At 71.9% G+C, this 22041-nt stretch carries 20 protein-coding genes and 3 tRNA genes; 8 read left to right on the top strand and 15 right to left on the bottom strand.

Annotation, left to right across the window (positions count from 1 at the left end):
• Positions 1 to 37 precede the first annotated feature (37 nt).
• Positions 38 to 2134, bottom strand: coding sequence for a vWA domain-containing protein (locus BGO91_RS11245; protein WP_290472847.1), 2097 nt, complete (start codon positions 2132 to 2134; stop codon positions 38 to 40).
• A 59-nt stretch (positions 2135 to 2193) separates the two neighbouring features.
• On the bottom strand, positions 2194 to 4560 hold the full coding sequence (locus BGO91_RS11240; protein ID WP_290472846.1) for an arylsulfatase: 2367 nt from the start codon (positions 4558 to 4560) through the stop codon (positions 2194 to 2196).
• A gap of 119 nt (positions 4561 to 4679) precedes the next feature.
• Between BGO91_RS11240 and BGO91_RS11235 the strand changes: the two genes are divergently transcribed.
• Complete coding sequence (locus BGO91_RS11235; RefSeq protein WP_290472845.1) at positions 4680 to 4979, top strand: DUF2277 domain-containing protein; 300 nt, start codon at positions 4680 to 4682, stop codon at positions 4977 to 4979.
• A gap of 69 nt (positions 4980 to 5048) precedes the next feature.
• Here BGO91_RS11235 and BGO91_RS11230 read toward each other — a convergent pair whose 3' ends face one another.
• The 4 genes from BGO91_RS11230 to BGO91_RS11215 all read right to left on the bottom strand — a co-directional run bounded on the left by BGO91_RS11230 (position 5049) and on the right by BGO91_RS11215 (position 8092).
• A complete protein-coding gene (locus BGO91_RS11230; RefSeq protein ID WP_290472844.1) occupies positions 5049 to 5906 on the bottom strand; it encodes a patatin-like phospholipase family protein in 858 nt (285 codons plus the stop codon).
• A gap of 87 nt (positions 5907 to 5993) precedes the next feature.
• Positions 5994 to 7163, bottom strand: a complete 1170-nt coding sequence (locus BGO91_RS11225; protein WP_290472843.1) for an ice-binding family protein — start codon at positions 7161 to 7163, stop codon at positions 5994 to 5996.
• Positions 7164 to 7289: 126 nt separating this feature from the next.
• Positions 7290 to 7607, bottom strand: coding sequence for a metalloregulator ArsR/SmtB family transcription factor (locus BGO91_RS11220; protein ID WP_290472842.1), 318 nt, complete (start codon positions 7605 to 7607; stop codon positions 7290 to 7292).
• Positions 7604 to 8092: an SRPBCC domain-containing protein gene (locus tag BGO91_RS11215; RefSeq protein WP_290472841.1), complete on the bottom strand. Its 489-nt coding sequence runs from the start codon at positions 8090 to 8092 to the stop codon at positions 7604 to 7606. The genes BGO91_RS11220 and BGO91_RS11215 overlap by 4 nt, the downstream gene beginning before the upstream one ends.
• Positions 8093 to 8289: 197 nt before the next feature.
• Here BGO91_RS11215 and BGO91_RS11210 point away from each other — a divergent pair, with 197 nt between their 5' ends.
• The gene (locus tag BGO91_RS11210) at positions 8290 to 9663 is read left to right on the top strand and encodes an MFS transporter (protein WP_290472840.1); all 1374 of its coding nucleotides are present in this window, start codon (positions 8290 to 8292) and stop codon (positions 9661 to 9663) included.
• A gap of 37 nt (positions 9664 to 9700) precedes the next feature.
• Positions 9701 to 11680, top strand: a complete 1980-nt coding sequence (locus BGO91_RS11205; RefSeq protein WP_290472839.1) for a DUF6807 family protein — start codon at positions 9701 to 9703, stop codon at positions 11678 to 11680.
• Positions 11681 to 11682: 2 nt separating this feature from the next.
• On the opposite strand, the gene BGO91_RS11200 is transcribed toward BGO91_RS11205, so the two are convergent.
• From BGO91_RS11200 to BGO91_RS11185, 4 genes are all read right to left on the bottom strand, one after another.
• Complete coding sequence (locus BGO91_RS11200) at positions 11683 to 12534, bottom strand: MerR family transcriptional regulator (RefSeq protein WP_290472838.1); 852 nt, start codon at positions 12532 to 12534, stop codon at positions 11683 to 11685.
• A gap of 146 nt (positions 12535 to 12680) precedes the next feature.
• Positions 12681 to 12754 (bottom strand) — tRNA-Met (locus BGO91_RS11195).
• A 29-nt stretch (positions 12755 to 12783) separates the two neighbouring features.
• A tRNA-Thr gene (locus BGO91_RS11190) sits at positions 12784 to 12855 on the bottom strand.
• 106 nt (positions 12856 to 12961) lie between these two features.
• The gene (locus BGO91_RS11185; protein ID WP_290472837.1) at positions 12962 to 13918 is read right to left on the bottom strand and encodes an aldo/keto reductase; all 957 of its coding nucleotides are present in this window, start codon (positions 13916 to 13918) and stop codon (positions 12962 to 12964) included.
• Positions 13919 to 14053: 135 nt separating this feature from the next.
• On the opposite strand from BGO91_RS11185, the gene BGO91_RS11180 reads away from it, so the two are divergent.
• The 3 genes from BGO91_RS11180 (at position 14054) to BGO91_RS11170 (ending at position 17958) form a co-directional block, all read left to right on the top strand.
• Positions 14054 to 14932, top strand: a complete 879-nt coding sequence (locus tag BGO91_RS11180; RefSeq protein ID WP_290472836.1) for a pentapeptide repeat-containing protein — start codon at positions 14054 to 14056, stop codon at positions 14930 to 14932.
• Between the two features lie 144 nt (positions 14933 to 15076).
• A complete protein-coding gene (locus BGO91_RS11175; protein WP_290472835.1) occupies positions 15077 to 16231 on the top strand; it encodes a LacI family DNA-binding transcriptional regulator in 1155 nt (384 codons plus the stop codon).
• A 5-nt stretch (positions 16232 to 16236) separates the two neighbouring features.
• Positions 16237 to 17958, top strand: a complete 1722-nt coding sequence (locus BGO91_RS11170; protein WP_290473137.1) for a glycoside hydrolase family 13 protein — start codon at positions 16237 to 16239, stop codon at positions 17956 to 17958.
• Positions 17959 to 17998: 40 nt separating this feature from the next.
• Here the strand turns inward: BGO91_RS11170 and BGO91_RS11165 are convergent, their stop codons facing one another.
• From BGO91_RS11165 to BGO91_RS11155, 3 genes are all read right to left on the bottom strand, one after another.
• Complete coding sequence (locus tag BGO91_RS11165; protein ID WP_290472834.1) at positions 17999 to 18892, bottom strand: M23 family metallopeptidase; 894 nt, start codon at positions 18890 to 18892, stop codon at positions 17999 to 18001.
• A gap of 53 nt (positions 18893 to 18945) precedes the next feature.
• On the bottom strand, positions 18946 to 19758 hold the full coding sequence (locus BGO91_RS11160) for an inositol monophosphatase family protein (protein ID WP_290472833.1): 813 nt from the start codon (positions 19756 to 19758) through the stop codon (positions 18946 to 18948).
• Between the two features lie 94 nt (positions 19759 to 19852).
• Positions 19853 to 19934, bottom strand: a tRNA-Tyr gene (locus BGO91_RS11155).
• A 167-nt stretch (positions 19935 to 20101) separates the two neighbouring features.
• Between BGO91_RS11155 and BGO91_RS11150 the strand changes: the two genes are divergently transcribed.
• Positions 20102 to 20662, top strand: coding sequence for an ATP-dependent Clp protease proteolytic subunit (locus tag BGO91_RS11150; RefSeq protein ID WP_155829085.1), 561 nt, complete (start codon positions 20102 to 20104; stop codon positions 20660 to 20662).
• 3 nt (positions 20663 to 20665) lie between these two features.
• Here BGO91_RS11150 and BGO91_RS11145 read toward each other — a convergent pair whose 3' ends face one another.
• Together BGO91_RS11145 and BGO91_RS11140 are read right to left on the bottom strand one after the other, a co-directional pair.
• Entirely contained in the window at positions 20666 to 21049 is a 384-nt protein-coding gene (locus BGO91_RS11145) for a helix-turn-helix transcriptional regulator (protein ID WP_290472832.1), read from the bottom strand.
• A gap of 94 nt (positions 21050 to 21143) precedes the next feature.
• Positions 21144 to 21359 carry a DUF2283 domain-containing protein gene (locus BGO91_RS11140; RefSeq protein WP_290472831.1) on the bottom strand — a complete coding sequence of 72 codons (216 nt, stop codon included), beginning with the start codon at positions 21357 to 21359 and terminating at the stop codon, positions 21144 to 21146.
• Positions 21360 to 21716: 357 nt separating this feature from the next.
• On the opposite strand from BGO91_RS11140, the gene BGO91_RS11135 reads away from it, so the two are divergent.
• Positions 21717 to 22031 carry a YbjQ family protein gene (locus BGO91_RS11135; protein WP_290472830.1) on the top strand — a complete coding sequence of 105 codons (315 nt, stop codon included), beginning with the start codon at positions 21717 to 21719 and terminating at the stop codon, positions 22029 to 22031.
• Positions 22032 to 22041 lie beyond the last annotated feature (10 nt).

The following is a 22041-nucleotide window of genomic DNA, read 5'->3' as shown; positions in this document are numbered from 1 at the left end:
CGCCTCTCTCTGTCAGGCCGACGAGTGGATGCCCGGCTCAGTCGCGGCGCACGTGCCGACGGGCGCGGACGCCGACCAGCGCGGTGCCCGCCAGCAGCGCGAGCACGGCCGCTGCGGCGCCCCAGCCGCCGCCGGGACCCGAGCCCGTGTCCGCCAGCGTTCCGGTGGACACCGCCGGTTGGGTCGGGACCGGTGGCGTGGTGGGCGCCGTCGGGCAGGTGACCACATTCGTGATCGTGTAGTGCGAGGCGGCCACTGCGAGCGTCGCGGAGTAGGGCAGCGCCGCGTCGACCGACGCGCCGTCCGCCTCGGTGACGCGACTGCTCACGAGCGAGCATCCGGTCGCGCCGAGGGCGGTGGTCTCGGCGACGGTCACCGCGCCGCCCACCTGGTAGCCGGCCACGACCGAGCCGAAGGGCTGCGCCACCGGAGCGCCTCCCCCCGGAGGAGACACGGCGAGCGCCGCCGACAAGCCAGCGGGCTGGGCGCCGTTCGCATACGAGGTGCCATCCACCACCCAGGCCTTGTCGACCTGGACCGTCGCCGCGGGCGCCGGGGCGCGGTTGTACACGGCGCAGCTCACGGCCTGATCGGCGGCGACGCCGACGGTGAAGCCGAGCGCGCCGCCCGCGCCGACCGCGACCGGGTCGCCCGTCGTGAGATCGGTGCACACGGCGTTCGCCCCCGCCTGTTGCACGAGCGTGTAGCCGGCCTGCTGCACTTCGGCCACGGCGACGGTGGCGTCGGTCGCCGCCGGCGGGTAGCCGACCTCGAAGGCGACGGCGCCGGTCCCGTCGTCCGTCGTGGTCGCGGACCCCGGGTCGACCGTCGCCTGAGCGGTCGTCGCCGACGCGTCGAACCGCCAGCCCGCCCCGGCGGGCACCGCGCCCGTGATGTCGTCACCCGTCGTGGTCGCCGGGACGATCTGCTTGACGACGGTGAGCGCCCCGGAGCAGTTCGAGAGCGCCAGGTTCCGCAGCTCGTCCCCGGCTCCCGAGAAGTCGGGGATCTGGAAATAGTCCGCGGTCGAGACGTTGTAGCTCGCGGGGTCAAACGGCACCGGGCCGGAGATCGCGGCCAGGTTGAGGCTCGTGATGCCGCTCACGCCGCTGCCCACGCCGAAGGAGACCACCCGCGTCCCCTGAGCTTTGATGGCGTTCGCGGAGAAGACGGCGGCTTCGACGTCGGTGAAGTGCGTGTTCGCGCCGTCGCCGTGCACCGCTCCGCCGCCCCAGCGGGTGGGGTTGCCGTCGGTCAGCACGATGACGGCGTCGTAGTGGACGCCCGACTCCGCGACCCGCTGGAGCGCGGCGTCCCAGTTCGTCCCGGCGCCGAGCCCCCACCCCGCGTACGTCGCCTTGAAGGCGTCCGCTCCGGCCTGGGTGGAGACCGACTGCAGCGCGGGCCGGTTCTCGTCGACGGCGCCGCTGCCGTCCTCGATGCTCGGCGACTGCGCCGAGAAGCTGTACACGGCCATCCGCGACGGCGTGCCGACGAACGCGTCGGCGAAGGAGTCGGCCGCGCTCTTCAGCGTCGGGAGGTTCGAGCCGACGGACGCCGACAGGTCGAGCACGAGCGCGACGTCCATCCCGCACTGCACGGGCAGCGGAGGGTTCGCCCGCGACTGCTGCCACACCCCGTTCGAGCGGGTGTTCAGCGAGTTGGAGGAGCTGAACATGAAGTCGGAGGTCGACCGGTACGTGCCGCCCGCGGCGAGCGCCGGCGTCTGGAAGCGGTAGGGGGTGTCGATCGAGCCACTGCCGCTGCCCGGCCCCGTGCGCAGGCTGTCGTTCGTGAACCATCCCGCCGGCGCCGAGACCTCGCCCACCCAGGGCGACGTGCCGATCAGGGCACCGGTCACCACGAAGCTGCAATCGCCGTCGGCGTCCGACACGCAGGTCGCCGTCGGGGTGGTGTCCGCCTGGCCTGCGAACAGCCCCAGCGTCACACCGGGGAGCCCGGCGACCGTCGCGTCGTCGACGCGGTCGCCGCCGACGCGGACGGTCACGACCGCCTCTCCCGGGCCCGGTGACGGGACCGCCGCCGAGGCGGGAGCCGTGGAGACGAGGCCCGTGACGACCAGGGCTGTGAGGATGACCGCACTCGTCGCGGCCGTCTGTGAGAACCGGCGCATGTCATCCACCCTGCTTCATCTCAGCGCCGCCATCTAGACCCGTCTCACTCCCACCCGGCTCACTGCTTGAGCATCGCCACGTCCATCTTGTGCTGGTCCTCGATCAGGTGGGAGTGGTCGTCGTCGCCGAGGTCGATGCGCACCCAGTCGATCGTCCCGGTGAAGGCGTTCCCGGTCGCGGCGTAGTCGGTCGAGACCGGGGAGGCGAGGTCGCGTCCCACGTCGACGGTCTCGTCGAAGGTGAACTGGAACGGGATGGTGCGCTCGACGCGGCCCTCCCCGATCTGCTGATCGCAGGCGAAGAGGGTGACGGTGCCGCCTTTGCCGATGCCTCCGCCGTCGTAGGCGAAGTGCGCGCGCAGTTCCTGCGCACCCGTCGGGACGGCCGTGTCGGAGCGCACGATGTCGACGGTGATGCCGAGGAGGTTGTACGCGAAGGCCAGCCTGCCGCCGGTCGTGTAGAAGGACCAGCCGCCGTAGGCGCCGCCCTGCGCGATGATCACGCCCTCGGCGCCCGCGTCGGGCACGGTCGCCTGGGCGGTGACCGTCCACGACTTGTTCTTGATGTTGATCGTCGTGTTCTCGCTGAGCCGCCGCATGCCCGGGTAGAACTTCTGCGAGGTGCCCACCTGCAGCTGCGGCCGGCCGGCGAGATCGGGGTTGAACCGCTCGGCCGTGCGGATGTCGAGTGGCAGCACGTTGTAGCGGGCGGCCTGGATCAGGAACAGCCGTTGCAGGTGCGCCAGGCGCTCCGGCTCCTCGGCGGCGAGGTCGTGCGACTGGGTCCAGTCCTGCTCGACGTTGTAGAGCTCCCACACGTCGTCGTCGAGACCGTGGTCGGAGCTGAGCCAGGGGTCCTTGTGCTTCGCGACCGCGGTCCAGCCCTTGTGGTAGATCGCGCGGTTGCCGACCATCTCGAAGTACTGGGTCTCGTGGCGCTCGTCCGCCTCGGCGCCCGCGCCGTCGAACGTGTAGTTCATCGGCGTGCCCTCGTACGGTCGCTGCGTCACTCCGTTCACGGTCGAAGGCTCCGGGATGCCCGCCGCCTCCAGCACCGTCGGCGCCACGTCGATGACGTGCGAGAACTGGTGCCGGATGCCGCCCTGCTCGACCCCGCCGTTCGGCCAGCTGACGATCGTGCCGTTGCGGGTGCCGCCCCAGTGGCTCGCCACCTGCTTCGTCCACTGGTAGGGCGTGTCCATCGCGTGCGCCCAGCCCACGGCGTAGTGGTTGTACGAGCTCGGGGTGCCGATGTCGGCGATGTGGTCGGCGACGTACTGCTCGGTCTCGATGTCGTTCATGTGGTTGATCGTGAAGCCCTCGTTGGTCGTCCCGTGCATCGAGCCCTCGGCGGAGGCGCCGTTGTCGCCGATGATGACGTAGACGAGGGTGTCGTCCAGGATGCCGAGCTCCTCGTAGGCGTCGAGCAGCCGGCCGACGTGGTGGTCGGCGTACGCGAGGAACCCGGCGTACACCTCCATCTGCCGCGCCAGTGCGGGCTTGATGAGGTCGCTCATCTCGTCCCAGGCGGGGATGCCCTTGCTGCGCTCGGTGAGCACCGCGTCCTTCGGGATGACGCCGAGCTCGAGCTGCCGGGCGAAGGTCTCCTCGCGCACGGCGTCCCAGCCCTGGTCGAACTTCCCCGTGTACGCGTCGGCCCATTCGGCCGGGACGTGGTGCGGCGCGTGCGTCGCACCGGGGGCGAAGTAGGTGAAGAACGGCACGTCCGGCGCGAGGGACTTCTGCTGCTGGGTCCAGGCGATGGCCTTGTCGGTCATGTCGCCCATGAAGTGGTAGCCCTCCTCGGGCGTCCCCCACGGCTCGACCGGCGACGTGTTCTCGTAGATGGCCGGGTACCACTGGTTGGTCTCGCCGCCGATGAAGCCGTAGAAGTACTCGAACCCGCCTCCGGGATGCGGCCAGTGGTCGAACGGCCCGACCGCGCTCGCCTGCCACACCGGCACCTCGTGGCACTTGCCGAACTGCGCCGTGTTGTAGCCGTTCAGCTTGAGGGTCTCGGCGAGCGGCGCGCAGTCGTTCGGGCGCAGCGAGCTGTACCCGGGGGCGGAGGTCGCGATCTCGGTGATCCCGCCCATCCCCACCGAGTGGTGGTTGCGGCCGCTCAGCAGGGCGGCGCGCGTCGGCGAGCACAACGCCGTCGTGTGGAAGCGCGTGTACTTGAGCCCGGCGGCGGCGACGCGCTCGAAGTTGGGCGTCTGCACCGGGCCGCCGAACGCGCTCGACGCTCCGAACCCGGTGTCGTCGATCAGCACGACCAGCACGTTGGGTGCGCCCGCGGGAGGCCGGACCGGCGTGATCGGCGGATAGTGCGTATCCGGATCCGTCGCGTCGTAGGTGACCGTGCCGGTGTAGGCCAGGTCGGGGATCGGGAGGGAGCTGCGCTGCACGTCGTCGCCGGTGGTCACGGTGTCGTCCTCGACTCTCTGTTTGAGCGGGCGGTCGATCTCGGCGACACTCTAAGCCGGGCGCGGGCGGCGGGTATAGGCCCGATGCGTTCGACGGCGAACGGGACTATCGTCGGCGCATGTGCCGCAACATCCGCTGCCTTCATAACTTCGAGCCGCCCACGACCGACGACGAGGTGCGGGAGGCCGCCCTCCAGTTCGTCCGCAAGGTGAGCGGGTCCACGCATCCGTCGCGCGCGAACACCCCGGCGTTCGACCAGGCGATCGACGAGATCGCCCAGGCCACCCGGCGGATGCTCGATCAGCTGGTGACCAACGCGCCGCCGAAGAGCCGCGAGGCCGAGGCGATCAAGGGCCGGCAGCGGCACGAGAAGCGCATGGAGCGCGAGGTCAGGATCCGGACGGCTCCCGTCGGCTAGTCGTCACAACACGCCGTCTCCGCATGTGCTTGCGTGGCGTGTTGCGGCGGATGGATGGCCGCGCGGCGCTCAGCCCCAGAACGCGGCGACCTGGGACGCCACGCGCCGGCCGAGCTCCCGCCCGGCTCTCGCGGAGGCCGGCCGGGTGGACGGGTCCAGCGGGTTGACGCCGATCGCCTCGAGCGACGCGTCGTCCGCGAAGAGCGCGTGGACGCGTGCTGGCTCGAGCGCCGCCAGCTCCGCCGCGGGGAGGGCGGCACCCATCGGGGACTCCTCCGGCCCCGGCACGAGGATCAGCACACGCTCGGCTCCCGCGGCCAGGTCGGCGTTCGCCGCGGTGCGCGTCCCGCCGTCCATGTAGAGCGTCCCGTCGATCTCGACCGGCGGCCACACGCCCGGCACGGCGCAGCTCGCCGCGACCGCATCCACGAGGCTGACGCCGGAGGCGCGGTCGAAGACCCGCAGGTCGCCGGTCGCCGTGTCGACGGCGGGGATCAGGAGCGGATGCGCGCCCCACGCCTTGACGGGGAGCCGCGCGTCGACGGCCGCGAGGCGCGCCTCCGGCGGCACCGTCCGGGCGGCGAGCGCGACCGCGCCGATCCGACGACGCGCCTCCTCCGGGGAGGAGACGTCCGTCATCGCGCCGCCGAAGATCGCCAGGAGCTTCTGCATGTCGACCTTCGGATCTATCTCCGCCGTCTCCTCCGCGATCTGTCGCTCGAACAGCGCGCTCAGAGCCGTGCCGCCCGCCAGCTGGGCAGCGACCGTCGAGCCCGCGGACGTCCCGATGAACGTCGTCTCGGCGGAGAGGAGGCTGTCGGCGAAAGCCGGCTCCGCATCCTGGAGACCCAGCAGCACGCCGGTCTCCCACGCGATTCCCGCCACACCGCCGCCGGCCAGGACCAGGGCACCACTCGTCATCGACATGCCGCCATTCTGCCCGAGACCGGTGACGCCGGAGCGCTAGTGACGCCGGAGCGCTAGTGACACCGGAGCGCTAGTGACGCCGGAGCGCTAGTGGCGACGGGGTGCGGGACGGCGAGCGCGCACGACGAGCACGACTCCGCCCGTGGCGAGCAGCGCCGCCAGGAGAAGGGGTCCGGTCAAGTCGGCTCCCGTGTCCGCCAGGGCGGGGGCACCGCTCGTGGGCGAGCCCGGGGAGATCGCGGTCGCCGTGGCGGCCGTCACGATCGTGTAGCTCGCCGAGCTGTCCGGCCCCGTCCCGTTCGTCGCCGTGATGGTGAACGTGGCCGAGCCGGGGGTGGTGGGCGTGCCCGAGATGACACCGGTCGTGCCGTTCAGGGTGAGACCGGCGGGGAGGCTCCCGCTGGTCACCGTGTAGGTCGGCGCCGGGCTGCCGGTCGCCGTCACCGGGAAGGAGTACGGCGTGCCCGCGGTCGCGTCGGTGGGCGCTCCCGACGTGATGGTGGGGCTCGTGCTGACCGTCCCGGGCGGCGTGCAGCCGGTGGGAACGGTGATCGTGTTGGTGTCGAGCGTCACGGCGGCCGTATTGGCCAGCAGCCGCCCGACGATGGTGGCGCCCGTCGTCGCGGTGATGGACTCCTTGGCCAGGATCGTCCCCTCGAACTGGGCGCCCGTGCCCAGCGACGCCGAGCTGCCGATCTCCCAGAACACGTTGCACGCGTTCGCCCCGCCCGTGACGATGATCTGGGTCGCCGAGCCGATCGTGAGGCTGCTCGCGGCCTGGAAGACCCAGACGGAGTCGGCGCTGCCCGCCAGCGTCAGCACGCCGTTGTCCGCCAGGGCGAGCGCGCCGCCGGAGTAGACGCCGGGGACGAGCGAGAGGCCGTTCAGCTCGCTGAGGCCCGACGTGGTCGGGGTGAGGCCGGCCGCCGCGTTGAAGGCGGTGGTCACGTCGCTCTGGGCCTGAGCGGCCGCGGCGTCGGTCTGGTGCAAGGACCCGGTGAACGTCCCGTCCGGGGCGCCGGTGAAACCGGTGACCGACGATCCGGGCGAGACGCCGATGTCGCCGGTGACCACGGTGGGCCCCGTGTTCGTCAATGCGCTGGCTCCCAGCGCACCGTACGACGCCGCGGTCCCGAGGCCGACGGGCCCGTCGATCGTCGTGGCCGCATCGGCGCTCTGCGCCCCGGCGAACAGGATCAGGGCCGCGAGGACGGCGCCGCCGAGAGCGGCGTTCCGGTAGGTGGTGGACATGGGCATGAGGCCCCGCTCCGCTTGAAAGGCCCTGGAACCAGACAGACTTGTCTACCATGCCTCTTGCGCTCAGTCTGACACGCGAACGGCGATCGACCTAGGGATTCGCGGGAATCGGCCGGTATCCGCGCGTCACAGCTCTTCCGCGATGCGCTTGATCTCGGCGAGGCGACGCTCCCAGGCCGTGCCGATGGCGTCGAGGCGTCTGGCCGTGGCGCTGAGCTCCGCGCCGAGCACCCGGAACCGCACCTCGCGGCCGACGCGCACGGACTCGACGAGCCCGACCTCCTGCAGCACGGCCAGGTGCTTGGCGATCGCCTGGCGCGAGACCGGCAGCACCGCTTCGAGCGCGCTCGCGGAGGCCTCACCCTCCGCGAGCGCGCTCAGGATGCTCCAGCGCGTGTCGTCGCCGAGCGCCGCGAACACGGGGACCAGGGTCGGCACGCTCACGCGCGCGCGCCGGCCAGTTCGACGCCGTCCTCGAGGAGGGCGACCAGCTTGTCGAGCTCGTCGGTCCAGCCCTGCCGGTGCGACTGCACGTTCGCGGCGGGGTCGGAGGTGGCCCCGAAGCCCGACTCGACCACGGTCAGCCGGGTGCCGTGCTGGTCGTCGGCCAGCGTGAAGGTGAACCTCGTGGCGCTGGCCTCGTCGACCTCCGCCGGGTGCCGGCCGAGGTTGTCGTCGTTGTTCCAGAGGTACGTGACGGTGTCCTGCGGGTCGATCGCGGCGACACGCAGCGGGACCGCGCCGTACCCCTCGAAGGTGATCATGCCGTCCCCCTGCGGGTCGAGCACGGTCGCCGCGAACCATCGCGAGATGTGCGCGGGCTCGGTCACCGCGGCCCACACCTTCTCCCGCGGTGCGGCGATGCGAATGGTGCGGCGGACGGTGAGCTCTTCGGTGTCGGCGACTGCCGCCGGGTTCTCGGTTGCCATCTCGGCTCCTTCGATCTGGGAGGGCGGGATCGTCCTCCTGCAACCCAATGGTTGCATCATCAGTCGAGAAGCGCAACCCTTCGGTTGCATAAAGGGCACTTGACGTTGAAACGATTCACGTCTACCATCGACCTGAACCGAATGGAAAGCGCTTACCGCGTCTACCATCGCATCGTCAACGTTGACAGGAGACAAGGATGTCCGAAGACGCCACCTCGCTCGAAGCCCGACGCATGCCGCGCCGCGCGGCCATGAGCGGCTGGGTCGGGAGCGCGCTCGAGTACTACGACTTCTCGATCTACGCGGCGGCGGCCGCACTGGTCTTCCCGCAGGTGTTCTTCCCGAGCGAGAGCCCGGCGGTCGCGCTGATCGCCTCGCTCGCCACCTACGGTGTCGGTTACGTAGCGCGCCCGCTCGGCGCGTTCGTGCTCGGCAACTTCGGCGACAAGTACGGCCGCAAGCGCATCCTCGTCTTCGCGATGATGGTCATGGGCATCTGCACCCTGCTCGTCGGCCTGCTGCCCACCTACGCGCAGGTCGGCGTGCTCGCCCCGATCCTGCTGGTGGTGCTGCGGCTGATCCAGGGCTTCGCCGTCGCCGGCGAGCTCGGCGGTGCGAGCGCGATGATCGTCGAGCACGCGCCCGAGGGCAAGCGGGGCTTCCTCACCAGTTTCAGCCTGCAGGGCACGCAGGCGGGCAGCATCCTGGCCTCGGCGAGCTTCATCCCGCTCTCGACCTTCCTCTCCCACGACCAGTTCGTGGCGTGGGGCTGGCGGGTGCCGTTCCTGCTGAGCGTCGTGGTCATCGTGGCCGGTCTCATCATCCGCGCGCGGGTCGAGGAGACGCCCTCCTTCCGCCGCGAGCAGCAGGAGCAGCGGGTGCCGCGCGTCCCGGTCGCCCAGCTGTTCCGCGAGAACGGCGGCACGGTCTTCCGCGCGGTGTGCATGGGCCTCGCGAACGTGATCGGCGTGACCGTCGTCGTGTTCGGCACCGCGTACGCGACGCAGCCCGCGTACGGCGTGGGGATGTCGCCCTCGGTGTACCTGTGGATCCCGGTCGTGGCCAACATCGTCGCGATCATCCTCATCCCGTTCTTCGGGAGGCTCTCGGACCGGATCGGGCGCCGCCCGCTGATGATCTGGGGACCGCTGAGCGCCGGCGTCCTGTCGTTCGCGTACCTGTTCGTGGTGCAGGCGAACAACGTGCCGCTCACCGTCGTGCTCGCCATCCTGATCTTCGGCATCCTCTATCAACTGTGGAACGCGACCTTCGCGAGCTACTTCCAGGAGCTGTTCCCGACCCGCACCCGGGTCACCGGCTTCGCCGTCTCGCAGAACCTCGCGCTGTTCATCACCGGCTTCCTGCCCGCGGTCTTCGCGGCGATCGCCCCTCCCGGGAGCGCGAGCGTCCCGCTGGTCATCGGCGCCTTCACCCTGCTCTTCTCGCTGATCTCCGCGTTCGCCGCGTGGCGCTCCCGCGAGACCGCCAAACTGGACCTCGAAGAGCTCGAGACGACGCCCACGAAGCAGGTGCGGCCGACGCGGGATGAGACCCGCACCCGGCACGCATGAGCCGACGGGCCCGGGGCGCGAAGGGACGGGGTGGCGGATGGTGAGCACGGACGGCACCCGGGTGGGCCTGATCGGAGCCCACGGCTTCGGCCTCGTCCATCGCCGCAACCTCGCCCGCCTGCAGGGGCTCGGCCGCGCGACGCTCGTCGCCGTGGCCGAGCCCTCGCCGCTGCAGCCCGGCGAGCTGCCGGACGACGTCCGGACGTACGCCGACGCGGCCGCACTGCTCGCCGCCGAGCGCGACCTGGACGTCGTCATCGTCTCCACTCCCCTGCACACCCACTTCGGCCTGGCCGAGGCCGTGCTGGACTCCGGCGCCGACCTCTACCTCGAGAAGCCGCCCGTGACCTCCCTCGCGCAGTTCGACCGGTTGCGCACGCTCGCGGCCGAGCGCGGGCGGCGCGTGCAGGTCGGCTTCCAGAGCCTCGGCTCGCACACCATCCCGTGGCTGCGCGCCGCGATGGAGGCCGGCGAGTTCGGCGACGTGCGCGCCATCACCGCCGCCGGGCTGTGGACCAGGAGCCGCGCCTACTTCTCCCGTTCGCCCTGGGCCGGCCGTCGCACGCTCGACGGCGTGGACGTCGTCGACGGCGTCGCCACCAACGCCCTCTCGCACGCGGTCATCACCGCCCTGACCGTCGCCGGCGCACGACGCGCGACCGACATCGAGCACGTGGAGGTCGACCTCCACCGGGCGAACCCGACCGAGAGCGACGACACCACCGTGGTCCGGGTGCGGCGCCCCGCGCCCGAGCCGGACGTCACCTGCGCTCTCACCCTGTGCGGGCCCGAGGAGGCCGAACCGTCCGTCACCGTGCACGGCTCGACGGCGACCGCCACCTTCTTCTATGTCACCGACGAGATGCGCGTCGAAGCCGCCGGCTCGGTGTGCACCAAGCGCTTCGACCGCACCGACCTGCTCGAGAACCTCCTCGACGTCCGCCAGGGCCGGGGCGAACTGCTCAGCCCGCTCGACGGCACCGAGGCCTACATGAGCGTGCTCGAGGCCGTGCGCACCGGCCCCGCGCCCCGCCCCATCCCGGAGCGCTTCGTCGACCGGCTCGGGCCCGGCGACGACGGGCGCATCGTGGTCCGCGGCATCGAGGAGGCGGTGCTCCGCGCCTGCGCGGCCGAGGCCACCTTCACGGAGCTCGGGCTGCCGTGGGCGGTGCAGGATGCGCCCCCTGACGATGCGCTCCGCGTCGCCGGCCGCCCCGTCGCCGCACCCCGGTCAGGAGCCGCCGTCGCAGCCTCCCTGTCGCCTCGGCCGCTCCTCCACCCCGTCCGTACGCTCGCAGGTGTGCAGCTCACCGACCGGTCCCCGCTCGACCATGTCTGGCATCTCGGCGTCGGCGTGGCCATGCCGGACGTCGGCGGCACCAACCTCTGGGGCGGCCCGGACTACCGCGACGGCGAGGGATACCGCTGGCGGCGCACCCACGGGACCATCCGCCGGGCGGCGGAGGACGTCGTCGGGGCGGCCTCCCTCCGGCAACGGCTGACGTGGTGCGACCCTGAGGGAGCGGCGCTCGTCAACGAGACCCGCGAATGGACCGTCGCAGAGATCGACTCCGCGTCGTGGCGGCTCGACCTGCGCTTCACGCTCACCGCGGCCGCCGGCCCTGTCGAGCTGGGCAGCCCCGGCTCGCACGGCCGCGCCGGCGCGGGCTACGGAGGCTTCTTCTGGCGGTTCGCCCCCTGCCGGAACGTGGAGGTCACCACTCCGGACGCGACCGGCGAAGACGCCGTGAACGGCTCCCGCGCGCCCTGGCTGCGCTGGTCGGCGGACTTCTCCGACGGCCCGGCGAGCGTGCGCTTCGCGGCGCCTCCCGAGTCCGACGACCCCTGGTTCGTCCGCGTCACGGACTACCCGGGCGTGGGCTCGGCTCTCGCCTGGGACCGGCCCCTGCGTTTGGATGAGGGGCCGGTCACGCGGACGATCTCGATGGTCGTGGGCGACGGAGCCGTTCCCGTTCCGCGCGGTCCGTCGCCGGACGGGCCGCGCGGAACGGTCTGAGATCAGGACGCCCGCTCGACGGGCGCCTGGAGTTCGGTCAGCCAGTCGGGGCCCGGGATGTGGCCGGTGGCGCGCACGTACACCTCGCGGGTGGGGCCGACGACGCGGTAGCCGTCGGCGACGAGGCTCTCGATGAGCTCCATCCACGAATCGCCGATGCCGGACATGTCGCCGTGGTGCATCATTGTCGCGGCCAGGGGCACGGCCGCCAGCTCGACGACGTCGTAACCCTCGCCTGGCTGGGGAGGTGTCTCCGCCGGATAGGAGATGTTGACCTCGAGCCGCTCATCGTCCCGCGACTCGTACCAGAACGTCGACGGCGCGAGGATCGGACGCCCCGCCGCCTCCAGAGCCCGGTCCAGTGAGCCGATGAGCGGCCCGACGATCGGCCCCACGAGTTCGGGCCCCATCCCGGGCGCGGTGCCGCTGACGGCGTAGACGGTGACGGCCTCGAGAGGGCGGTACTCGACGAGTGTGGACATGGTTTCCGTTCCTTCCAGGATGTTGAGGCGCCGCTCGAGCCGATCGAGCCGGTCGCGGTCCTGGGCGATTCCCGCCACCAGCTCGGCCCGCCGTTGCCGCAGCGTTGCCGTAAGGGCCGGCCGCGGGTCCGTGGAGGCGAGCACGGCGGCGATGGCGTCCAGGCCGATCCCGAGCTGTCGCAGCTCGACGATCAGGAGCAGGCTCGCAAGCTGCACGTCCGAATAGAAGCGGTACCCGTTGTGCTCGTCGACGTGCGCCGGCGGCAGCAGGCCGATCGCGTCGTAGTGCCGCAGCATCCGCACGCTGATTCTCCCGATCGCCGCGAATTCCCCGATGGTGTACATGATGGAGGCCACGCTCCAGCCTGACACGGTGTGAGAGTCAAGGCCCATGGCCGCTCGATGTCACAGCCCGACGACGAGACGCTCGACGATGAGACGCCCGACAACAAGACGCGCGACAACAAGAAAACGGCGGCTGATTATCAGCCGCCGTTCCCCGTGTTCTTCGAATTCTGTAGCGAGGGCGGGACTCGAACCCGCGACACCACGATTATGAGCCGTGTGCTCTAACCACCTGAGCTACCCCGCCGCGGCCTCCACCGAATATCGGGGAGACGGAGCCCCCTGTGGGAATCGGACCCACTACCTCTTCCTTACCAAGGAAGTGCTCTACCAATGAGCTAAGGGGGCGAAGCCGGTCCTGGCCGGAAGGCCCGAACGATTTTGGCAACCGTACGAGGATACCATCACCGCGAGGGTGCTTCCGACCACCTGGACGCGACTGCGCGCGGGCCGGTCAGGCGGCCCGCGCTGCCTCCGAGGCGCCGTCGAGGGCGTCCAGCTCTGCGGGGGTGAGCTCCAGCGAGACGGACGCGAGGAGGTCCGGGAGCTGGTCGAGCGTGCGGGCGCTGGCGATCGGCGCGGTGACGGTCGGCTGGGCGGCGAGCCAGGCGAGCGAGACCGACGCGACCGAGGCGTCGTGCGCGGCCGCGACCTCGTCGAGAGCGCTCAGGACGGCGCGACCGGTCTCGTCGAGGTACTTGGCGGCGCCGGCGGCGCGGGCGCTGTCGACGGTCACGCCGTCGCGGTACTTGCCGGTGAGGAAGCCCGCGGCGAGCGCGAAGTACGGGAAGACGCCGAGGTTCTCGCGCTCCGCGATCGGACGGAACTTCTGCTCGTAGGAGCGCTCCACCAGGTTGTAGTGCGGCTGCAGGGCGACGGCGCGGTGGAGGCCCTCGGCCTCGGTGATGCGGAACCACTCCTCGATGCGCTCGGGGCTGTAGTTCGAGATGCCGATGTAGCGGACCTTGCCCGCGTCGACGAGGCCCGACAGAGCGGCGACGGTCTCCTCCAACGGGACGGTCTCGTCGTCGAAGTGCGCGTAGTAGAGGTCGATGTACTCGCTGCCGAGGCGCTCGAGCGAGGCGTCGGCGGCACGGCGGATGTTGTCGGCCGCGAGCCCCTTGAAGTCGGGGTGCTGGCTGACCTTCGTCGCGAGCACGACGTCGTCGCGGTTGCCGCGGGCGTCGAACCACTGGCCCAGGATGCGCTCGGAGTCGCCTCCCGTGTTGCCCGGCACCCACGCGGAGTAGCCGTCGGCGGTGTCGACGAAGTTGCCGCCCGCGGCGGTGTACGCGTCGAGCACGTCGAAGGAGGTGTCCCGATCGGCGGTCCAGCCGAAGACGTTCCCACCCAGCGAGAGGGGGAAGACCTCGAGGTCGGAGCTGCCGATGGTGCGACGGGGTGCGGTCATTGAGATGTCTCCGGTTTCGTGTGCGTGTCGGTCCTTTGACGGTAACGCGGCGGGCCGGGCGAAATTCCGGGAGGCGCTGAAGATGTGGAAAGGTTACGCGCGGCCCCGCGCTGTGGAGAGCCGTACGCTGGAGGGATGGACGTCGCCGCCCTCCCCTCGCTTCCCTCGCTCGCGGCCGACTGCGCGAACTGCGCGGGCCTGTGCTGCGTGGCGCTGGCGTTCGCGAAGTCGGCCGACTTCGCGTTCGACAAGGCGGCCGGCGACCCGTGCGTCAACCTCGACGACGGCTTCCTCTGCCGCATCCACCCGCAGCTGCGCGACCGCGGCTTCAAGGGCTGCACGGTGTTCGACTGCTTCGGCGCCGGCCAGCACGTCACGCAGCACACCTTCGGCGGCGCGACCTGGCACGACGGCGGTGCCACGCGCGACGGGATGTTCGCGGTCTTCCCGATCGTCCGCCAGCTGCACGAACTCCTCTGGTACCTGCGGGAGGCGCTGCGCCTGCCCGCCGCCGACCGCCTCCACCCCCGCCTCCGCGCCGCAGAGCAGGCCGTGCGCGCCGCCGCCGACGATACCGCGGATCGCATCCGCGCCCTCGACGTCGACGCGCTTCGGGCCCCGGCCGCCGACCTGCTCCGGGAGGCCGCCCGCCTGACCCGGGAGGCGGCGACCCGCTCCTCCGGCCTCCGTCGCGACCAGAAGGCCGCCGCCCGCAAACCGCGCGTCGCCGCGACCCGCCTGCGCCCCGGCGCCGACCTCCTGGGCGCCGACCTCCGCGGTGCGGACCTGCGCGCCGCCGAACTGCGCGGCGCCCTGCTCATCGCGGCCGACCTCCGCGACGCCGACCTCTCGTTCGCCGAGCTGCTCGGCGCCGACCTGCGCGACGCGCGGGTGCACGGCGCCGACCTGCGCGACGCCCTCTTCGTCACGCAGACCCAGGTGAACGCGGCGACCGGCGACGCGAGCACGCTGCTCCCGGCCGGGCTCAGCCGTCCGTCGCACTGGCGCAGCTGACGCCGCAACCGGCGACAGCGTCCAGCCCCCTCACTGGAAGCGCTTGCATTCGCGACAGGCTCCGCCACTAGACTCGTGCTGTCGGTCACCGGCCGACCGGTCGCGCGCCAGGTCGCGACCCCACGGAACCGCGGAAGGGATGCGATGCCCGGCATCGACGACGTCGCCCGCCTCGCCGGCGTCTCGACCGCGACGGTCTCGCGCGCGCTCAGCGGCAACGGCTCCGTCTCGGACCGCACCCGCACCCGCGTCGCCGAGGTGGCGGCCTCGCTCGGCTACGTCGTCTCCTCCGACGCCTCCAGCCTCGCGTCCGGCCGCACGCGCAACATCGGCATCGTGGTCCCGCACCTCAACCGCTGGTTCTTCACCTCGGTCATCGAGGGCGCCGAGCGCGCCCTGCTGCGCCGCGGCTACGACCTCACGCTCTACAACCTCAGCGGCGACGACGGCGAGCGCCGGCGCGTCTTCGACCACCACCTCCTGCGCAACCGGGTGGATGCGGTGATCGCCGTCGCGCTCGCCCTCGACGAGGACGAGGTCGGCCGGCTGCTCTCGCTCGGCAAGCCGATCGCGGGCGTCGGCGGCCCGCTGCCCGGCGCGAGCGCGATCACGATCGACGACGTCGCCGTCGGCCGGCTCGCCACCGACCACCTCATCGCCCTCGGCCACCGGCGCATCGCCTACATCGGCGGCAGCGAGGAGTGGGACCTCGAGTTCCACACCCCCACGAAGCGGCGGATCGGCTTCGAGGCGGCCCTGCTCGACGCCGGCCACGCGCCCGACCTGGACCGCAACCGCGGCGCCGACTTCACCATCCCCGGCGGCCACGGGGCCGCGATGGAGCTGCTCGCCGACCCCGCCGACCGGCCGACCGCGATCTTCGCCGCGTCCGACGAGATGGCCATCGGCTGCATCCTCGCCGCGCGCGAACTCGGCCTCTCCGTCCCGGGCGATCTCTCCGTGATCGGCGTGGACGACCATCCGCTCGCCGAGTTCTTCGGCCTGACGACCGTCTCCCAGCACCCCGAGCTCCAGGGCGAGGAGGCCGTCGAGCTGTTGCTGCGCAGCGTCGAGCGCGGGCGGCGCCGCCCCGGGTCGCGCGCAACGACGGCGGCCGCAGTGGCCGCGGCGACCGCAGCGACCGCAGAGGCCGCAGGGACCGCACCGCGTCCTCCCGCCGCCGACGGCGAGAAGCCCGTCACGGTGCCCGTCGCCGTCGACCTCGTCGTGCGCTCCAGCACGGCGCCACCAGACCCCGCACATCCAGCGCTGTCCGCCGGCAGCCCGAACGAGAGGTGACCCTCATCACCGCCGAGACCCCCGACTCCTCCGCCCTCGCGCCCAGCTCCCCCGGCCGCGAGTGGTGGCGCTCCGCCGTCATCTACCAGGTGTATCCCCGCTCGTTCGCCGACGCGGACGGCGACGGGATGGGCGACCTCCCCGGCATCACGCACCGCCTCACCGCCCTGCGCGACCTCGGCGTCGACGCCGTCTGGCTGTCCCCGTTCCAGACGTCGCCGCAGCGCGACGCCGGCTACGATGTCGCCGACTACTGCGACGTGGACCGCCGCTTCGGCACCCTGGACGACTTCGACGCCATGCTCTCGACGGCGCACGGGCTCGGCCTGCGCGTGATCATCGACATCGTGCCCAACCACTCGTCGAGCGATCACCGCTGGTTCCAGGAGGCCCTGGCGGCCGGTCCCGGCAGCCCCGAGCGCGCGCGCTACCTCTTCCGCGACGGAAAGGGCGAGCACGGCGAGCTGCCCCCGAACAACTGGGAGTCGATCTTCGGCGGCGCCGCCTGGACCCGCGTCGACGAGGCCGACGGCGCGCCGGGCCAGTGGTACCTGCACCTGTTCGACAAGTCGCAGCCCGATTTCGATTGGACCAACCCGTGGGTCCGTGAGCAGTTCCGCGACATCCTGCGCTTCTGGCTCGACCGCGGGGTCGACGGCTTCCGCGTGGATGTCGCCCACGGCATGATCAAGGAGGCCGGCCTCCCCGACTACACCCCGCCGGCGCACGCGGGCAGCATGGGCGGCGGCGCCGGATCGGTGGCGCTCGAACCCGGCATCGAGGGCCACGCCGGGGACGAGCCGCCGACGCCGCCGTACTTCGCGCAGGACGGCGTCCACGAGATCTACCGCGACTGGCACCGGGTGCTCGAGGAGTACGAGGGCGACCGCGTGCTCTGCGGCGAGGCCTGGGTGGAGCCGCTCGAGAAGCTGGCCCGCTGGGTGCGCCCGGACGAGATGCAGCAGACCTTCAACTTCGGCTACCTCGAGACCCCGTGGGAGGCGGACGCGCTGCGCGCCGTGATCGACCGGTCGATCTCCGTCTTCGGCAGCGTCGGCGCTCCCAGCACCTGGGTGCTGTCGAACCACGACGTCGTGCGGCACGCGACGCGCCTCGCACTGACGGGCGAGAACCTCCAGGGTCACGGCATCGGCCCGAAGACGACCGGCCTCCCCGACCCCGCGTTCGCCCTGCACCGCGCCCGCGCCGCGACCGCGCTCATGCTCGCACTGCCCGGCTCGGCCTACCTCTACCAGGGCGAGGAGCTCGGCCTCCCCGAGGCCATCGACCTGCCCGACGAGGCGCGCCAGGACCCGACGTGGTTCCGCACCAAGGGCGAGCGCTACGGCCGCGACGGCTGCCGTGTGCCGATCCCGTGGGAGGGCACCGACCCGTCGTACGGCTTCGGGCCGTCCGCGAAGAGCTGGCTGCCCCAGCCCGCGTCGTGGGCGACCTACACGCGCTCCTCGCAGGAGGGCGTGCCCGGCTCGACGCTGACGATGTACCAGGAGGCTCTGGCCGCCCGCCGCGCGCACGACCTGGCGTTCGGCGAGCTGGACTGGTTCGACCTCGGCCCGGACACCCTCGCGTTCCGCTCCGGCGGCGTCACGGTGGTGGCCAACTTCGGCGAGCAGCCCGTGGAGCTGCCGGCGGGCGACGTCGTCCTGGCGAGCGGCGAGCTCGCGGGCCGCAGCCTCCCGCGCGACACGACCGCCTGGCTGGTCTGACCGCAGCGGCGGTCACCGTCTCGGCCGCGGGCCGGTCGGCTCAGGACGCGTTGGCCTTCAGCCACGCGTAGGGGTCGACCGGCTCGGTTCCGTTGAGCCGGATCTCCAGGTGGAGGTGCGCACCGGTCGAGACGCCGGTGTTGCCCACCTTGCCGACGATGTCGGCGACCTTGACGGCCTGTCCGGTCTGCACCTGGACCGAGCCGCGCTGCATGTGGCAGTACTTGCTGCTCACCAGCGCACCGTTGATCATGTGGTCGATCGTGACATTGACGCCGCAGCCGCCGTTGTCGCCGAGCACGACCTCCCGCACCACGCCGTCGGCGATGATCTGGATGGGCACGCCCTCGCCCGGGGTGAAGTCGACACCCAGGTGGTTGGTGGAGGCCCCGGCCGTGGGCGCCTCGCGCGGCCCGAACCACGACGAGATCGGCACGCCGACGGGGAACGGCCATTGGATGGCGCCGCGCGGGTTGTTCGTGAACGTGTTCGCGATGCGCATCGAGCGCACGGCCGCGAGCTGCTCTGCGGCGGTCACCTCGGGGCTCTCACGGTCGACGACGGCGGTCTGGTCGGACTCCACACGGTCCAGCGCCTGCACGTCCACCGCCGCTCCGTTCGCTCCCGCGTCGGGGAACGCCGCCGCGACGGTCTTCGCGCGCACCTGCTCCTCGGTGAGGAGCGCCATCGCCGGAAGGGAGGTGGCGACGCCGATGCCGAGCACCGCGAACATCGCGATGAGGCTGACACCGCGGCTGGCACGCCCCGGGCCCGTGGCCTGGGCGGACGACGTCGCCTTCGTCACGGCCGCACGGTTGCGGCGCAGTCTCCGGATCGAGCGGGTCTCGGCCTCGCGCGCCTCCCGAGCGGCCCGGCGGGTCACCGGCGCGTCCGGCTCGGAACGGCCGGCGCTGTGGTCGGTTGTGGGGCGCACTCGACCAAAAGTAACAAATCGGTAACCATGGCGCCACTCCGGGCGCCTCGGCCTCACTCCCAGGCGCCGAAGAACTCCTGCACCATCGGCTCGAGCGCCGCGTACAGGCCGGGCGCGGCCGCGAGCAGCAGCCTCCCGTCCTCCGGCCCGCCGTCGAGGCCGCCGACGCGCGCGCCGGCCTCCCGCGCGACGAGGGCGCCGGCCGCGTGGTCCCAGGGGTTCAGCCCGCGCTCGTAGTACGCGTCGAGCCGACCCGCGGCCAGGCCGCACAGGTCGAGCGCGGCGGAGCCGATGCGGCGGATGTCCCGCACCTCGCCGATCAGCCGGGCCACGAACTCCGCCTGCCGTCGGCGCACTCCGGCGTCGTACCCGAAACCGGTCCCCACCAGGGCGAGGGGCGGCTCCACGCCGTCGTTCACGCGCAGCGCCTGGCCGTTGCGGGTGGAACCCAGGCCGGCGGCCGCCGCGAACACGTCGCCGGCCTCCGGGTTGACCACCGCGCCCGCCAGCGTGCGCCACGTGGTCGGATCGGGGTCGCCCTCCACGACGGCGATGCTCACCGCGTAGTCCGGGATGCCGTACGCATAGTTGACCGTCCCGTCGATCGGGTCGACCACCCAGGTGAGGCCGCTCGTCCCGGTGTCGCCGCCCGACTCCTCGCCGAAGAAGCCGTCCGCCGGTCGCGCTGCGGCGAGCGCCCCGCGGATCAGGTCCTCCGCCTCCCGGTCGGCCCGCGTCACGATGTCCGACACGGACAACTTGGACGCGGCGATCTCCACCCCGTCGCGCCGGCGCTGCTGGGCGAGCGTCGCAGCGCGCTTCGCGATGGACACGGCGATGTCTCGGAGCTCAGCGGAAGAGGTCATGGCCCCACCCTCCCACGCGCCGCGATTCGTGCCGAATGTGCAGGCCCGGAAACGACGAAACCCCCGGTCATGGAAGACCGGGGGTTGTTCGCGGTGGCGAGTGAGGGATTCGAACCCCCGAAGGCTACGCCGTCTGATTTACAGTCAGATCCCTTTGGCCGCTAGGGTAACTCGCCATTCGCGCTCCCGACCACCAGTCAGCTGCTGACCGAAGGCGCCACATAAGAATACTGGTCGCGCGCCCCGTCGCGAAATCAGCGCCCGCGCGGCGTCTGCCGGCGGCGAATTCGCGACCGGCAGAAGTCGATGACAGGGCCGTCGACCCGCGCTCAGGATGGGGCCCATGGACACCGACATGAACTCCCCGGTCCAGCGCCTGCTGGAAGAACGCATCGTCTTCCTCGGCAGCGAGGTGACCGACGAGACCGCCAACGAGGTCTGCGCCCGGCTCCTGCTGCTGGACTCCATCGCCTCGGACAAGGACATCTACCTCTACATCAACTCCCCCGGCGGCTCGATCACCGCGGGGTTCGCCGTCTACGACACGATGAACTTCGTGCGCGCCGACGTCGCCACCGTGGCGCTGGGCTTCGCCGCCTCCATGGGGCAGTTCCTGCTCTCCTCGGGCGCGAAGGGCAAGCGCTACGCCCTGCCGAACGCGTCCGTGGTGATGCACCAGCCGCACGGCGGCTTCGGCGGCACCAGCGCCGACATCCAGACCCAGGCCAACCAGATCCTCCACTTCAAGCGGAGGATGGCGCAGCTGACGAGCGAGCAGACGGGCCGGACGGTCGAGCAGATCGTCGAGGACGGCGACCGCGACCGCTGGTTCACCGCGGACGAGGCGCTCGACTACGGGTTCGTGGATGCCGTGGTCGGCACGACCGGCGCGCTGCGCGCCTGACGCTCAGGCGACGAGCAGGAGCGCGGCGGGGGCCGACTCGGTCGCGGGGACGGGCTCGGGTGCGGCGGCGATGGAGGTCGCGGCCGGCCCCGCCGCCTCCCGCTCGGGCACGAGGCTCAGGACCTGGGCCGCGGAGGCGGCGGCGGGCGATGCGGCCTGCGCGCCCGCGAACTCGGCGGCGACGCGGGTCAGCAGCTCGCCCTCCGGCACCTCCAGCACGCGGCACAGCGCCGCGAGGATCTCGGACGACGCCTCCTTGCGGCCCCGCTCGATCTCGGAGAGGTACGGGATGCTCACCCGCGAAGTCTCGGAGAGCTGGCGCAGCGTCGTCCCCTGCTCCGTCCGTATCCGGCGGAGCACGGACCCGAGAGCGTGCCGCAGAAGCATGGCGCAAGCCTAAGCCGCGACGCCCGGATCCGGACCAGGGCGATGCGGAGATTCTGCTCAGAGCAGAACGCTGCGGAGGGGAGCGAGCGCCCGCTCAGGCCGGTTCCGCGCCGGCGAGCACCTCCGGCGGCAGCACGCGCTGGGCGCCGAGCACCTCGAGGCCGACCAGGCGCCCCTCCGCGTCGTACTCGGCGTCGACGTAGCCGCCCGCCGGGACGCCCGAGACCTCGCCTCGCACGGGTGCGACGGCCGCGCCCTCGTCGAACAGGAGGTGCGCCACATCCAGTTCCGGGTCGTAGACGATGCGCATGCAAAGACGCTACGCGGCGGCGCGCCCGCTGTCGTCGGACCGTCGTACCACCCCGGAGGTCCTCCGCGAGACGGATCCGATCGGCGACACCCCGCCGTCGCTTCCACGGATGTCGGTGGCCGGGCGCAGAATCGTCGGCATGAGGACCTTGGAGATTTGCGAACGGTGCGACGGGACCGGAGCCGACCCCGCCCAGCACGGTGAGGAGATCACCGTGTGCGTGGAGTGCTCCGGTGACGGCTGCCACGTGACGTACTACGCAGAGTTGAGAGAGACCGCGTAACCACCGACGATGCACGGTCGTGTGCGCCGTAGCGGAGGCTGGAGGCGCGGCCGGCGGTGTGGGATGGTCGGTCCATGCTGATCGTGACGACCAACGACATCCCCGGACGCACCGTGACGAACGTCCTCGGCGAGGTGTTCGGCCTCACCGTGCGCTCGCGCAACCTCGGTTCGAACCTCGGTGCGAGCTTCAAGTCGCTCGCGGGCGGTGAGCTCAAGGGCATCACCAGCCTGCTGCACGACGCGCGCACCGAGGCGCTCGGCCGTCTCGCCGACGAGGCGCAGGCGAAGGGCGCCGACGCCGTGCTCGCCTTCCGCTTCGAGACCAACGACTACGGCCAGGCCGGCGTCGAGGTCTGCGCCTACGGCACGGCGGTCACGATCTCCTGATCGCGCCGGG

Origin of the sequence: Leifsonia sp. 71-9 (assembly GCF_001898805.1) — a bacterium.
In the GTDB taxonomy this organism is placed as follows: Bacteria; Actinomycetota; Actinomycetes; order Actinomycetales; family Microbacteriaceae; genus Leifsonia.
This window is presented reverse-complemented; position numbering and strand designations above follow the sequence as displayed.

Coding starts and splice junctions, on each gene's coding strand:
- BGO91_RS11245 (WP_290472847.1), bottom strand. CDS start 2,134: ATGCGCCGGTTCTCACAGACGGCCGCGACGAGTGCGGTCATCCTCACA.
- BGO91_RS11235 (WP_290472845.1), top strand. CDS start 4,680: ATGTGCCGCAACATCCGCTGCCTTCATAACTTCGAGCCGCCCACGACC.
- BGO91_RS11230 (WP_290472844.1), bottom strand. CDS start 5,906: ATGTCGATGACGAGTGGTGCCCTGGTCCTGGCCGGCGGCGGTGTGGCG.
- BGO91_RS11225 (WP_290472843.1), bottom strand. CDS start 7,163: ATGCCCATGTCCACCACCTACCGGAACGCCGCTCTCGGCGGCGCCGTC.
- BGO91_RS11215 (WP_290472841.1), bottom strand. CDS start 8,092: ATGGCAACCGAGAACCCGGCGGCAGTCGCCGACACCGAAGAGCTCACC.
- BGO91_RS11210 (WP_290472840.1), top strand. CDS start 8,290: ATGTCCGAAGACGCCACCTCGCTCGAAGCCCGACGCATGCCGCGCCGC.
- BGO91_RS11205 (WP_290472839.1), top strand. CDS start 9,701: ATGGTGAGCACGGACGGCACCCGGGTGGGCCTGATCGGAGCCCACGGC.
- BGO91_RS11185 (WP_290472837.1), bottom strand. CDS start 13,918: ATGACCGCACCCCGTCGCACCATCGGCAGCTCCGACCTCGAGGTCTTC.
- BGO91_RS11180 (WP_290472836.1), top strand. CDS start 14,054: ATGGACGTCGCCGCCCTCCCCTCGCTTCCCTCGCTCGCGGCCGACTGC.
- BGO91_RS11175 (WP_290472835.1), top strand. CDS start 15,077: ATGCCCGGCATCGACGACGTCGCCCGCCTCGCCGGCGTCTCGACCGCG.
- BGO91_RS11160 (WP_290472833.1), bottom strand. CDS start 19,758: ATGACCTCTTCCGCTGAGCTCCGAGACATCGCCGTGTCCATCGCGAAG.
- BGO91_RS11150 (WP_155829085.1), top strand. CDS start 20,102: ATGGACACCGACATGAACTCCCCGGTCCAGCGCCTGCTGGAAGAACGC.
- BGO91_RS11145 (WP_290472832.1), bottom strand. CDS start 21,049: ATGCTTCTGCGGCACGCTCTCGGGTCCGTGCTCCGCCGGATACGGACG.
- BGO91_RS11140 (WP_290472831.1), bottom strand. CDS start 21,359: ATGCGCATCGTCTACGACCCGGAACTGGATGTGGCGCACCTCCTGTTC.
- BGO91_RS11135 (WP_290472830.1), top strand. CDS start 21,717: ATGCTGATCGTGACGACCAACGACATCCCCGGACGCACCGTGACGAAC.